Origin of the sequence: Desulfovibrio aminophilus DSM 12254 (genome assembly GCF_000422565.1) — a bacterium.
Classification (GTDB): Bacteria; Desulfobacterota; Desulfovibrionia; order Desulfovibrionales; family Desulfovibrionaceae; genus Aminidesulfovibrio; species Aminidesulfovibrio aminophilus.
The window spans coordinates 269,745-283,188 of record NZ_AUMA01000007.1; the positions used below are offsets into that span (position 1 = coordinate 269,745).

Consider the following 13,444-nt stretch of genomic DNA (forward strand, 5'->3'; position numbering starts at 1 on the left):
CCCGGGCCGCGAGAACCGGCAACCGGTACGGGCGCAGCCCGACCGCGACGCGTAAAGCCCGCGCCAGAAGTCTTTGATCCGGCCGCCGAGGGCCAGGGCCCAAGGGCCCGAATCCAGGTTTTCCACACACCTATAACCTTCTCAGAACGATGAGGGTACAATGGGTCAGCTCAGAAAAAGATTCGGCAAGATTGCGGATGCGTTGACCACCCCCCACCTGCTGGAGCTCCAGACGGACTCCTACAAGCGGTTTCTCCAGTTGGAAGAGGCCCCGGCCAGTCGTGGCGACTACGGTCTGGAGGGCGTCTTCCGCTCCGTGTTCCCTATCGAGGATTTCAACAAGACGGCCAGCCTCGAGTACGTGAGCTACGAGATCGGTGAGCCCAAGTACGACATGCCCGAATGCATCTCCAAGGGCCTGACGTACGAGGCTCCCATCCGCATCAAGGTCCGGCTCGTGGTCTATGACGTGGATGAGGAGTCGGGAAACCGCACCATCCGCGACATCAAGGAGCAGGAGATCTATTTCGGCACGCTGCCGCTCATGACCGAGAAGGGCACCTTCATCATCAACGGCACGGAGCGGGTCATCGTCAACCAGCTCCAGCGTTCGCCCGGCATCATCTTCGAGCACGACTCGGGCAAGTCGCACTCCAGCCGCAAGGTTCTTTACTCTTGCCGCATCATCCCCATGCGCGGCTCCTGGCTGGATTTCGATTTCGACCACAAGGACATCCTCTACGTGCGCATCGACCGGCGCCGGAAGATGCCCGCCACGATCCTGCTCAAGGCCATGGGCATGTCCAAGTCCGACATCCTGGACTATTTCTACGAGACCGAGGACTACTCCTTCGAGGACGAGAAGCTCTTCCGCACCGTGCGCGAGGAGCAGTACCGCAAGGAGGACGCCTACGCCGACGTGCAGGGCGCGGACAAGGTTCTGGTGAAGAAGGGACAGGCCATCACCAAGGCCGCATGGCGCCGCATGGTCCGCGAGGGCATCACCCGCCTGGAGGTGGACCCCGCCTCCGTGCTCGGGCTGTTCCTGGCCCGCGACCTGACCGACGCCAAGACCGGCGAAGTGTTGGCCTCGGCCGCCGACGAGCTGACCGCCGACCTCATCGAGAAGCTGCGCACCGCCGGCGTGCATGAGTTCTCCGTGCTCCACACCAAGGGCATGGACGTGTCCTCCTCCATCCGCGACACCCTGCTCCTGGACAAGACCACGGACCTTGAGGGCGCCCAGATCGAGATCTACAAGCGTCTGCGTCCCAGTTCGCCGCCCACTCCCGAGATCGCGGCCAGCTTCTTCGAAAATCTGTTCCGCAGCGCCGACTACTACGACCTTTCCAGCGTCGGCCGCTACAAGCTGAACTCCCGCCTGGGGCTGGACCAGTCCATCGAGCTGCGCACCTTGACCAACGAGGACATCCTCAAGGCCATCAAGATGCTCACCAAGCTCAAGGACTCCCACGGCCCGGCCGACGACATCGACCACTTGGGCAACCGCCGCGTGCGGCCCGTGGGCGAGTTGGTGGAGAATCAGTACCGCATCGGCCTGGTGCGCATGGAGCGGGCCATCAAGGAGCGCATGAGCCTGCAGGAAGTGGCCACGCTCATGCCCCACGACCTGATCAACCCCAAGCCCGTGGCCGCGGTGCTCAAGGAGTTCTTCGGAACCTCCCAGCTTTCGCAGTTCATGGACCAGACCAACCCGCTCTCCGAGGTCACTCACAAGCGTCGTCTCTCGGCCCTGGGCCCCGGCGGCCTGACCCGTGAGCGCGCGGGCTTCGAAGTGCGCGACGTGCACGCCAGCCATTACGGCCGCATCTGCCCCATCGAGACGCCGGAAGGCCCGAACATCGGCCTCATCGTTTCCCTGACCACCTTCGCCAAGGTCAACGACTTCGGCTTCATCGAAACCCCGTTCCGGGTGGTCAAGGAGAACAAGGTCACCAACGAGGTGGTCTACCTGGACGCCTCGCGCGAGGCCGACGAGGTGGTCGCCCAGGCCAGCGTGGAGCTGAACCCCGACGGCAGCTTCGTCCACGACATCATCACCGCCCGCACCGAGGGCGACGTGTCCATGGTCCCGAGCACCGAGGTGACGCTGCAGGACATCAGCCCGAGCCAGATCGTCTCGGTGTCCGCGGCCCTCATCCCGTTCCTGGAACATGACGACGCCAACCGCGCCCTCATGGGCTCGAACATGCAGCGCCAGGCCGTGCCCCTGCTGCGCGCCGAGCAGCCCCTGGTGGGCACCGGCGTGGAGGCCGACGTGGCGCGCGATTCCGGCGCCTGTCTTCTGGCCGCCGGCGACGGCGTGATCCATTACGCCGACTCCGAGCGGATCATCGTGAACTACGACGGCAACGTGGCCCAGAACAGCGGCGGCGCCGTGCACTATGAGCTGCTCAAGTGGCACAAGTCCAACCAGAACTCCTGCTTCGGCCAGGTTCCCCGCGTGGGACTCGGACAGCGGGTGCGCAAGGGCGACGTGCTCGCCGACGGCCCGGCCATCCGGGACGGCGAGCTGGCGCTCGGCAAGAACCTCCTGGTGGCCTTCATGCCCTGGTGCGGCTACAACTACGAAGACTCGATCCTCATCTCCGAGCGCACGGTGAAGGAGGACACCTTCACCTCCATCCACATCGAGGAATTCGAGGTGGTGGCCCGCGACACCAAGCTCGGCCCCGAGGAGATCACCCGGGACATCTCCAACGTCTCCGAGGAGATGCTTCGCAACCTCGACGAGTGCGGCATCATCCGCCTGGGCGCGCGAGTCAAGGCCGACGACATCCTGGTCGGCAAGATCACGCCCAAGGGCGAAACGCAGCTCACCCCCGAGGAGAAGCTTCTGCGCGCCATCTTCGGCGACAAGGCGCGCGACGTGAAGAACACCTCCCTCAAGGTTCCGCCGGGAATCGAGGGAACCATCGTGGACGTGAAGGTCTTCAACCGCCGCTCGGGCGAAAAGGACGAGCGCACCCAGGAGATCGAACGCTACGAGCTGGACAAGTTCGACATGAAGGAGCTCAAGCACATCGCGGCCCTCACCGACCAGTGCCGGGAGAAGATCTGGCTCTCGGTGGAAGGCAAGGAGGTCGACCAGGCCCTGCCCGGCAAGAAGAAGGGCGAGGTTCTGCTGGCGGCCGGCAAGCCCATGACCCGCGAGGTGCTCTTCGACGTGCCGCTGAAGAAGCTGGCGGGCCTGTTCAAGGACAAGGACGCCAACGAGGCCGTGCGGAACATCCTGGCCGACTACGACCGCCAGGTGAAATACATCAAGACCGTCTACGACGTGAAGCGTGAGAAGGTCACCGAGGGCGACGACCTGCCCCCCGGCGTGATCAAGATGGTCAAGGTCTACGTGGCCGTGAAGCGCAAGCTCTCGGTGGGCGACAAGATGGCCGGACGCCACGGCAACAAGGGCGTCGTGTCCTGCATCCTGCCCGAGGAGGACATGCCCTTCTTCGCCAACGGCAAGCCCGTGGACATCGTGCTCAACCCCCTGGGCGTGCCTTCGCGCATGAACATCGGCCAGATCATGGAGACGCACCTGGGCTGGGCCGGTCTGGAACTGGGCCGCCAGCTGAGCCAGATGCTCGAGGACGGCGAGGTCTATACGAAGATCCGTCAGGACGTGAAGGACGTGTTCGACTCCCCCGAGATCAGCGCCCTGGTGGACTCCATGAACGACGAGGAGTTCGCCCAGTCCGTGCGCAGCCTGAAGAACGGCGTGGTCACCAAGACCCCGGTGTTCGACGGCGCCTCCGAGGATGAGATCTGGGGCTGGCTGACCAAGGCCGGCCTGCCCGACGACGGCAAGGTCGTGCTCTACGACGGCCGCACCGGCGAGCCCTTCCACAACCGGGTCACGGTGGGCGTCATGTACATGCTGAAGCTCCACCACCTGGTCGACGAGAAGATCCACGCCAGGAGCACCGGTCCTTACTCCCTGGTCACGCAGCAGCCCCTGGGCGGCAAGGCCCAGTTCGGCGGCCAGCGTCTGGGCGAAATGGAAGTCTGGGCCCTGGAGGCTTACGGCGCCGCGCATCTGCTGCAGGAGTTCCTCACGGTCAAGTCCGATGACGTGGCCGGACGTGTGAAGATGTATGAAAAGATCGTCAAGGGCGACAACTTCCTGGAAGCCGGTCTGCCCGAATCCTTCAACGTTCTGGTCAAGGAGCTCATGTCCTTGGGCCTGGACGTGAATCTGGTCCAGGACGAGAAGAAGAAGCTTCAGCCTTCGCCGCGCCCGTCCTTCTAGGACGCGCAACGGGCGGGCGGAACCCGGCCCTCCGGGGCCGGGTGCTTTGAGCAACATATTACAGACGAGGGAATTCCATGACCTTGGACGATCTGTTCAGTATGCGGGGATCGCCGGCTACCACGCTGGTGGGCCGTAACTTGAAAGCCATCCAGATCTCCATCGCCTCTCCGGAGAAGATCCGGGAGTGGAGCTTCGGCGAAGTCAAGAAGCCGGAGACCATCAACTACCGCACCTTCAAGCCGGAGCGGGACGGCCTGTTCTGCGCCAAGATCTTCGGCCCGGTGAAGGACTACGAGTGCAACTGCGGCAAGTACAAGCGCATGAAGCACCGGGGCATCGTCTGCGAGAAATGCGGCGTCGAGGTCATCGCCTCCAAGGTGCGCCGCGAGCGCATGGGCCACATCGAGTTGGCCGCGCCGGTGGCCCACATCTGGTTCCTGAAAACCCTGCCCTCCAAGATCGGCACATTGCTCGACATCACCATGGCCGATCTGGAGAAGGTGCTTTACTTCGACTCCTATATCGTTCTCGAACCGGGTGACACGCCGCTCAAGCGGCTGCAGGTGATCTCCGAGGACCAGTACCTCCAGGTCATCGACCACTACGGCGAGGACGCCATCACGGTGGGCATGGGCGCGGAGAGCATCCGCAAGCTCCTGGAAGCCATCGACCTGGAGGCCCTGCGCGTCGAACTGCGCGACGAGTCCCAGAGCACGCGCTCCCAGACCAAGAAGAAGAAACTCACCAAGCGGCTGAAGATCGTGGAGGCCTTCCTGGAATCCGGCAACCGGCCGGAGTGGATGATCATGGAGGTCATCCCGGTCATTCCGCCCGAGCTGCGCCCCCTGGTCCCCCTGGATGGCGGCCGTTTCGCCACCTCGGATCTGAATGACCTCTACCGCCGCGTGATCAACCGCAACAATCGCCTCAAACGGCTCATCGAGCTGGGCGCGCCGGAGATCATCATCCGCAACGAGAAGCGGATGCTCCAGGAGGCCGTGGACGCCCTGTTCGACAACGGCCGCCGCGGCCGGGCCATCACCGGCACCAACGGCCGCCCGCTGAAGTCCCTCTCGGACATGATCAAGGGCAAACAGGGCCGTTTCCGTCAGAACCTCCTGGGCAAGCGTGTGGACTACTCCGGCCGTTCGGTCATCGTGGTCGGCCCGAGCCTCAAGCTGCACCAGTGCGGCCTGCCCAAGAAGATGGCCCTGGAGCTGTTCAAGCCGTTCATCTACGCCGAGCTGGAGCGCCGCGAGATCGCCACGACCATCAAGAGCGCCAAGAAGATGGTCGAGCGCGAGGATCTGGTGGTCTGGGACATCCTTGAGGACGTGGTCCGCGAGTACCCGATCATGCTCAACCGCGCCCCGACCCTGCACCGCCTGGGCATCCAGTCCTTCGAGCCGCTGCTCGTCGAGGGCAAGGCCATCCAGCTGCATCCGCTCGTCTGCTCGGCCTACAACGCCGACTTCGACGGCGACCAGATGGCCGTGCATGTGCCGCTCTCGGTCGAGGCCCAGATCGAGTGCCGGGTGCTCATGATGAGCTCCAACAACATCCTCTCGCCGGCCAACGGCCAGCCGATCATCAACCCGAGCCAGGACATCGTGCTCGGTCTCTACTACCTGACCACGGCCCGCAGCTTCGAGCGGGGCGAGGGCATGGTCTTCACCGCGCCCTGGGAGGTCATCGCCGCGCACAACGCTGGCATCCTGGGCCTGCACGCGCGGATCAAGTGCCGCATCGAGGGCAAGCTCCTGGAAACCACCACCGGCCGCGTCATCGCCGGGGAGATCCTGCCCGAGCAGATGCCCTTCGAGACCGTGAACACGGTCCTGAACAAGAAGAACATCGGCCGCTTGGTTTCCGACGCCTACCGCAGCGCGGGCACCAAGGCCACGGTCATTCTCTGCGACCGCCTCAAGTCCCTGGGCTACGAGTACGCCACCCGGGCGGGCGTCTCCATCGGCGTCAAGGATCTCAAGATCCCGGACCGCAAGGCTCCGCTGCTGGACGCCGCCAACCGCGAGGTCACGGACATCGAGGCCCAGTACCGCGACGGCATCATCACCCGCACGGAGAAGTACAACAAGGTCGTGGACGTCTGGACCAAGGTCACCAACGACGTCTCCACCGAGATGATGAAGGAGATGTCCACGGACGTGGTCCGCGACTCCCGGACGGGCAAGGAAGAGGTCAACGCCAGCTTCAACCCGATCTACATGATGGCCACCTCCGGCGCCCGAGGCAATCAGGATCAGATGCGCCAGCTGGCCGGCATGCGCGGCCTCATGGCCAAGCCTTCCGGCGAGATCATCGAGACGCCCATCACGGCTTCCTTCCGCGAGGGCCTTTCGGTTCTCCAGTACTTCATCTCCACGCACGGCGCGCGCAAGGGCTTGGCCGACACCGCGCTCAAGACGGCCAACTCCGGTTACCTGACCCGCCGTCTGGTGGACGTGGTCCAGGACGTGACCGTCTCGGAGATCGACTGCGGCACCGTGGACGGCCTGGAGATCGGCCACTACATCAAGGGCGGCGAGATCAAGCAGCGCCTGGCCGAGCGCGTCCTGGGCCGGATCACCATGTTCGACGTCTATGACGAGGAGACGGGCGAGATCCTCATCCCCGGCAACACCCTCATCGACGAGAACTACGCGGTCAAGCTGGATGAGGCGGGCGTGAACACGGTCGTCATCCGCTCCGGTCTGACCTGCAAGAGCAACCACGGCGTCTGCGCCATGTGTTACGGCCGTGATCTGGCCCGCGGGCACCTGGTCAACGTGGGCGAGACGGTCGGCATCATCGCCGCCCAGTCCATCGGCGAGCCCGGCACCCAGCTGACCATGCGCACGTTCCACATCGGTGGTACGGCCAGCCGCGTCATCGAGCAGTCGAGCATCGAGACGCAGCATCAGGGCCGGATCACCTTCTCGCGCATGCGCACCGTCACCAACACCGAAGGTCATCAACTGGTGCTCGGCAAGAGCTGCCAGGTGGCCGTGGTGGACGAGCAGGGCAGGGAGCGTGAGAAGTACGTCCTGCCTTCGGGCGCGCGCCTGCTGGTCAGCGAGGGCCAGGCGGTGAAGAAGAGTACGCCCATCGCCGAATGGGACCCCTTCAACGAGCCGTTCGTCTCGGACGTGACGGGCACCGTGCGCTTCACGGACATCATCGAAGGCAAGACCTTCCAGGAACGCGTGGACGAGGTGACCCAGCGGGCCACGTACACCATCATGGAGTACCGCACCACGAGCTACCGCCCCTCGCTGTCCATCGTGGACGAGAAGGGCAAGCCCGTGACCCGGCCCGGCAGCGCCAGCACGGCCGTGTTTCCCATGCCCGTGGGCGCCATCCTCATGGTCAAGGACGGAGACACGATCAGCGCCGGCGACATCATCGCCCGCAAACCCCGTGAATCCTCCAAGACGAAGGACATCGTCGGCGGTCTGCCGCGCGTCGCCGAGCTCTTCGAGGTGCGCAAGCCCAAGGAGCTGGCCGTGGTCTCGGAGATCGACGGCACCGTGGCCTTCGGCCCGGAAACCAAGGGCAAGCGCAAGATCGTGGTCACTCCGGAGACCGGCGAGCCCAAGGAATACCTCATTCCCAAGGGCAAGCACATCACGGCCCAGGAAGGGGACTTCGTGAACGCTGGAGATCAACTCACCGAAGGCTACCCGGACCTGCACGACATCCTCAAGATCAAGGGCGAGAAGGCCCTGGCCCGCTACCTCGTGGAGGAGATCCAGGACGTCTACCGCTTCCAGGGCGTGAACATCAACGACAAGCACATCGAGGTCATCGTGCGCCAGATGCTCAAGAAGGTGAGCATCCTCGACCCGGGCGACACGGGCTTCCTCGTGGGCGAGCAGGTCGACAAGCAGCGCTTCATGGAGGAGAACATGGCCGCCATGGCCAAGGGCGTCAAACCGGCCACGGCCGAAACCCTGGTTCTCGGCATCACCCAGGCCTCCCTGTCCACGGACTCGTTCATCTCCGCGGCCTCCTTCCAGGAGACCACCAAGGTTCTGACCGAGGCGTCCCTGCAGGGCAAGGCCGACTCCCTGCGAGGCCTCAAGGAGAACGTCATCGTCGGCCGGCTCATCCCGGCGGGCACCGGCTACCGTCCTTATGTGGACGCCGAGATCGCCGTGCCCGAGCAGCCTGAGCGGCCGGACAAGTTCCTGGAGGAGCTGGAGGACAATCCCCTGCTCGTGGACCAGGAGCAATAGCGGATACGCCGGAGGGGCGGGCTTCAACCCGCTCCTCCGTTTCGCGGTTTTTCAGCGCGGGCGGGGGTGGTCCCCGGCTCCGCGAGCGGGCCCCGAGGCAAGACGGGAACAAGCCCTTGACAAGGGGGGGGGATGGAGCTACATTCCCGCCTCTTTGCAGGTTACTTTATCATTTTGTGGAGGATGCATGCCCACCATCAATCAGTTGATTCGCAAGGAGCGCAAGCAGGTTCTCAAGCGCAAGAAGACGCCTGCGCTGCTTGAGTGTCCTCAGCGCCGCGGCGTGTGCACCCGCGTGTACACGACCACGCCCAAAAAGCCGAACTCGGCCTTGCGCAAGGTCGCCCGTGTGCGCCTGACCAACGGTATCGAGGTCACGGCCTATATTCCGGGTGAAGGCCACAACCTTCAGGAGCACTCCGTGGTCCTCATTCGCGGTGGCCGCGTCAAGGACTTGCCCGGTGTGCGTTACCACATCGTGCGCGGCACGCTGGACACGGCCGGGGTGGCGGATCGCCGCCAGGGCCGTTCCAAGTACGGCGCGAAGCGCCCGAAGTAGCTTTTTGTTTTTTCACGCCCGGGGAGCGACGACAAAGTAGGGGAGGGGCCCCGAAATAATGTCCCCCCGGCCAATATTCAAGGAGCACTGTAATGCCCCGTAAGGGTTCCGTGGCCAAGCGCCACGTCCTTCCTGATCCTGTCTACGGCAGTCGTCTCGCCGCCAAGTTCATCAACCGCCTCATGCTCCAGGGCAAGAAGAGCACGGCGGAGCGCATTTTCTACCAGGCTCTGGACAACCTCGGCGAAAAGGCCAACGAGGACGCCCTCAAGGCTTTCGAGAAGGCCGTGGACAACGTGAAGCCGTACGTTGAGGTCAAGTCCCGCCGTGTGGGCGGCGCCACCTATCAGGTGCCCGTCGAAGTCCGTCCCGACCGTCAGATCGCCCTGGCCATCCGTTGGCTCATCAACTACTCCCGGGGGCGCGGCGAGAAGGGCATGGTCGCCCGTCTTTCCGGTGAACTGATCGACGCCTTCAACAACCGTGGCGGCGCCGTGAAAAAGCGCGAAGACGTCCACAAGATGGCCGAGGCCAACAAAGCCTTCGCCCACTACCGCTGGTAGTATTCGAGGTTCACCGTGCCCAGACAGGTTCAACGCGACAAGCAACGCAACATCGGCATCATGGCGCACATTGATGCCGGCAAGACCACCACGACCGAGCGCATCCTGTTCTACACCGGGGTGTCGCACAAGATCGGCGAGGTCCATGACGGCGCGGCCACCATGGACTGGATGGTTCAGGAGCAGGAACGCGGCATCACCATCACTTCCGCCGCCACCACGTGCTTCTGGAAAGACTACCGCATCAACATCATCGACACCCCCGGCCACGTCGACTTCACCATGGAGGTGGAGCGCTCCCTGCGTGTCCTGGACGGCGCGGTGGCCGTGTTCGACGCCGTTTCCGGCGTGCAGCCGCAGTCCGAGACGGTCTGGCGTCAGGCCGATCGCTACCGTGTGCCGCGCATGGCCTTCGTGAACAAGATGGACCGCGTGGGCGCGGATTTCTATCGCTGCCTGGACATGATCAAGGATCGGCTGGGCGCCAAGCCCGTGGCCCTGCAACTGCCGATCGGCAGTGAGGACAACTTCGTCGGCGTGGTGGACCTGCTCTCAGGGAAGACCATCATCTACGACAAGCCGGAGAGCCTGGGCATGGAGTTCACCGTCACGGACGTGCCGGCGGACATGAAGGCCCAGTACGACAAATACCGCCAGGAGCTGATCGACGCGGTGGCCGAGGAGGACGAGGCCCTGCTGGAGAAGTACCTGGGCGGCGAGGAACTCACGCCTGAAGACATCAAGCTCGGTGTGCGCAAGGCCACCGTCGGCCTGAAGATCTGCCCGGTGGTCTGCGGCACGGCCTTCCGCAACAAGGGGGTCCAGCCCCTGCTGGATGCCGTGGTGGACTATCTGCCGTCCCCCCTGGACGTGGAGGTCATGACCGGCACCCATGCCGACACCGGTGCGGAGATCCAGTGTCCCTGCGAGGACGACAAGCCTCTGGCGGCCCTGGCCTTCAAGCTCATGACCGACCCCTTCGTCGGCCACCTGACCTTCCTGCGCCTTTATTCCGGCCGCATCGAATCAGGCGCCACCGTGGTCAACTCGGGCTCCGGCAAGAAGGAGCGCATCGGCCGCCTGCTGAAGATGCACGCCAACAAGCGTGAGGAAATCAAGGAGGCCTACGCGGGCGACATCGTCGCCGCCGTGGGCCTGAAGACCGTCTCCACCGGCGACACCCTGGCCGACCTGAAGCTGCCGGTCATGCTGGAGTCCCTGGATATCCCCGAGCCGGTCATCGAAGTGGCCATCGAGCCCAAGACCAAGGCCGACCGCGATCTGCTCTCCCAGAGTCTGGCCAAGCTGACCAAGGAGGATCCCTCCTTCCGGGTCAAAGGCGACGAGGAGACCGGACAGACGCTCATCGCCGGAATGGGTGAGCTGCACCTTGAGATCATCGTCGACCGCCTGCTGCGCGAGTTCAACGTGAACGCCAATGTGGGTGCGCCCCGCGTGGCCTACCGCGAAACCATCACCAAGCCGGTGAAGGTGGATGTGCGGCACGTCAAGCAGACCGGCGGCCGCGGCCAGTACGCCCACGTGGTGCTGGAAGTGGAGCCCAAGAGCGACGGCGGTTACGAGTTCGTGGATGAGATCAAGGGCGGCATCATTCCCAAGGAATACATTCCCCCGGTCGACCGCGGCATCCAGGATGCCCTGAAGAACGGCGTATTCGCCGGTTTCCCCCTGGTCGACGTGCGGGTCAAGCTGGTCTTCGGCTCCTTCCACGATGTTGACTCCAGCGAGCAGGCCTTCTACGTCTGCGGCTCCATGGCCATCAAGGAGGCCTGTCAGAAGGCGTCCCCGGTGCTCCTGGAACCGATCATGGCGGTGGAGGTCGTGACGCCCGAGGAATACCTTGGTGACGTCATGGGTGACCTGAACGGCCGCCGCGGTCGCGTGAACAACCTGGAAGCCCGGGCCAACGCCCAGGTCGTCAGCGTCAACGTACCGTTGTCGACCATGTTCGGCTACGCCACGGACCTGCGGTCCAAGACCCAGGGCCGGGCCACCTTCACCATGCAGTTCGACCACTACGAGCAGGTGCCCGCGAGCATCGCCGAAGAGGTCATCAAGAAGAAGTGACTCTGAAAAGGTTTTCCTTGACAGAGTTGGGAGAGTAAGATTAAGCCCATGAGCCGCTTTTCGCTCAGGGCGAGGGCACTCCGGAACGCGCCGTTGGATGCAACGCCGCGAAATCGCTAGGAGATTGTATATGGCTTCCATGACGAGCGATCGCATCAGAATCAAGCTCAAGGCCTACGACTACCGCATCCTGGACAAGGCGGTGACTGAAATCGTGGACACCGCCCGCAATACCGGAGCGGCCGTCGCGGGGCCCATTCCGCTGCCCACCGACCGGCACATCACCACGGTGCAGCGTTCGGTGCATGTGGACAAGAAGTCCCGTGAGCAGTTCGAGATGCGCATCCACAAGCGCCTTCTGGACATCCTGGAGCCCACCCAGCAGACCGTGGATGCGCTGGGTAAGCTGTCCCTGCCGGCCGGCGTGGACGTCGAAATCAAGTTGTAGGAGACACCGCCATGGCCAAGACGCTTGGAATACTCGGGCGTAAGGTTGGCATGACCCGGATCTTCGGCAACGACGGCAGCGTCGTTCCCGTGACCGTGATCACCGCCGGGCCTTGCCCGATCACTCAGATCAAAAAGACGGATAAGGAAGGTTATGAGGCCCTTCAGGTGGCCTACGGCACGCAGCCGGAGCGCCGCGTGAACAAGCCGACCAAGGGCCATCAGGCCAAGGCCGGCAAGGGTTTCTTCCGCCACCAGCGCGAGTTTCCCCTGGACAGCGTGGACGGCTACGAAGTCGGCCAGGAGCTGACCGTGGACATCTTCAAGCCCGGCGAGAAGGTCAAGGTCACCGGCCGTTCTCGCGGTAAGGGCTTTCAGGGCGTCATGAAGCGCCACAACTTCGCGGGCAAGCCCGCGTCGCACGGCGTGGAAAAGGTGCACCGGTCGCCCGGATCCATCGGCTCCAACACCGAGCCGAGCCGTGTCTTCAAGGGGAAGCGCATGGGCGGCCACATGGGCGATCGGCGTGTGACCATTCTCAACGTCGAGATCGTGGACGTCCGCCCGGATGACAATCTCATCCTGGTCAAGGGCCAGGTTCCCGGGGCCGCCAACGGCCTGGTGATGATCCGCAAGAGCAGCTAGAGGGGACGACCATGGCTACCGTGAGCATATTCGATCAGAACAAAAAGGAAGTGGGCAGCATCGAGCTGGCCCCGGAGATCTTCGAGGTCGAGATTCGGCCCGAGATTTTGCACCTCGTGGTTCGCGCCCATCTGGCCGCCAAGCGCGCCGGCACCCATGCCGCCAAGGCCCGCGGCCAGGTCAGCGGCGGCGGCAAGAAGCCCTGGCGCCAGAAAGGCACTGGCCGCGCTCGCGCCGGAACCATTCGTTCGCCCCTTTGGCGAGGCGGCGCCGTTCTCTTTGGCCCCCAGCCGCGCAGCTACGCGTTCAAGGTGAACAAGAAGATCCGCAGTTTGGCCCTGCGCATGGCTCTGACTTCGCGACTCTCCGGTGACAACCTGATGGTGGTCAACTCCATCGATCTGCCTGAGGTAAAGACCAAGGGCTTCGTTCAGGTCGCCAAGAGCCTGGGACTGGAAAAAGCCTTGATTGTTTCCAAGGATCCTGCTAACACTCTCGTTCTTTCGGCCAGGAATATCCCTGGCATTAAGGTGCTTGAGGCCGACAAACTCAATGTTTACGACGTGTTGTACTACCCGAAGCTGGTTTTGCTCGAGAGTGCGGCGCGCGAGGTCCAGGAGAGGTTGAAGTAGCC

Annotated in this window: 8 protein-coding genes; all 8 read left to right on the plus strand. The window is 63.8% G+C overall.

Features of this window, described 5'->3' with window-relative positions; all coding sequences use genetic code 11:
* Window positions 1–160 precede the first annotated feature (160 nt).
* Window positions 161–4,270 carry a DNA-directed RNA polymerase subunit beta gene (gene rpoB, locus H587_RS0104920; protein ID WP_027175319.1) on the plus strand — a complete coding sequence of 1,370 codons (4,110 nt, stop codon included), beginning with the start codon at window positions 161–163 and terminating at the stop codon, window positions 4,268–4,270.
* 77 nt (window positions 4,271–4,347) lie between these two features.
* Window positions 4,348–8,508 carry a DNA-directed RNA polymerase subunit beta' gene (rpoC, locus tag H587_RS0104925; protein ID WP_027175320.1) on the plus strand — a complete coding sequence of 1,387 codons (4,161 nt, stop codon included), beginning with the start codon at window positions 4,348–4,350 and terminating at the stop codon, window positions 8,506–8,508.
* Between the two features lie 187 nt (window positions 8,509–8,695).
* Window positions 8,696–9,067: a 30S ribosomal protein S12 gene (gene rpsL, locus H587_RS0104930; RefSeq protein WP_027175321.1), complete on the plus strand. Its 372-nt coding sequence runs from the start codon at window positions 8,696–8,698 to the stop codon at window positions 9,065–9,067.
* Between the two features lie 92 nt (window positions 9,068–9,159).
* The gene (gene rpsG / locus H587_RS0104935; protein WP_027175322.1) at window positions 9,160–9,630 is read left to right on the plus strand and encodes a 30S ribosomal protein S7; all 471 of its coding nucleotides are present in this window, start codon (window positions 9,160–9,162) and stop codon (window positions 9,628–9,630) included.
* A 60-nt stretch (window positions 9,631–9,690) separates the two neighbouring features.
* The gene (gene fusA, locus H587_RS0104940; protein ID WP_245560824.1) at window positions 9,691–11,718 is read left to right on the plus strand and encodes an elongation factor G; all 2,028 of its coding nucleotides are present in this window, start codon (window positions 9,691–9,693) and stop codon (window positions 11,716–11,718) included.
* 130 nt (window positions 11,719–11,848) lie between these two features.
* Complete coding sequence (gene rpsJ / locus H587_RS0104945) at window positions 11,849–12,166, plus strand: 30S ribosomal protein S10 (RefSeq protein ID WP_027175324.1); 318 nt, start codon at window positions 11,849–11,851, stop codon at window positions 12,164–12,166.
* A gap of 11 nt (window positions 12,167–12,177) precedes the next feature.
* Window positions 12,178–12,810 carry a 50S ribosomal protein L3 gene (gene rplC, locus H587_RS0104950; RefSeq protein WP_027175325.1) on the plus strand — a complete coding sequence of 211 codons (633 nt, stop codon included), beginning with the start codon at window positions 12,178–12,180 and terminating at the stop codon, window positions 12,808–12,810.
* A gap of 11 nt (window positions 12,811–12,821) precedes the next feature.
* Window positions 12,822–13,442: a 50S ribosomal protein L4 gene (rplD, locus tag H587_RS0104955; RefSeq protein ID WP_027175326.1), complete on the plus strand. Its 621-nt coding sequence runs from the start codon at window positions 12,822–12,824 to the stop codon at window positions 13,440–13,442.
* Window positions 13,443–13,444 lie beyond the last annotated feature (2 nt).

What these genes read in the sequence shown, in the direction of transcription:
- rpoB (WP_027175319.1), top strand. Translation starts at nt 161, where the DNA reads ATGGGTCAGCTCAGAAAAAGATTCGGCAAGATTGCGGATGCGTTGACC.
- rpoC (WP_027175320.1), top strand. Translation starts at nt 4,348, where the DNA reads ATGACCTTGGACGATCTGTTCAGTATGCGGGGATCGCCGGCTACCACG.
- rpsL (WP_027175321.1), top strand. Translation starts at nt 8,696, where the DNA reads ATGCCCACCATCAATCAGTTGATTCGCAAGGAGCGCAAGCAGGTTCTC.
- rpsG (WP_027175322.1), top strand. Translation starts at nt 9,160, where the DNA reads ATGCCCCGTAAGGGTTCCGTGGCCAAGCGCCACGTCCTTCCTGATCCT.
- fusA (WP_245560824.1), top strand. Translation starts at nt 9,691, where the DNA reads ATGGCGCACATTGATGCCGGCAAGACCACCACGACCGAGCGCATCCTG.
- rpsJ (WP_027175324.1), top strand. Translation starts at nt 11,849, where the DNA reads ATGGCTTCCATGACGAGCGATCGCATCAGAATCAAGCTCAAGGCCTAC.
- rplC (WP_027175325.1), top strand. Translation starts at nt 12,178, where the DNA reads ATGGCCAAGACGCTTGGAATACTCGGGCGTAAGGTTGGCATGACCCGG.
- rplD (WP_027175326.1), top strand. Translation starts at nt 12,822, where the DNA reads ATGGCTACCGTGAGCATATTCGATCAGAACAAAAAGGAAGTGGGCAGC.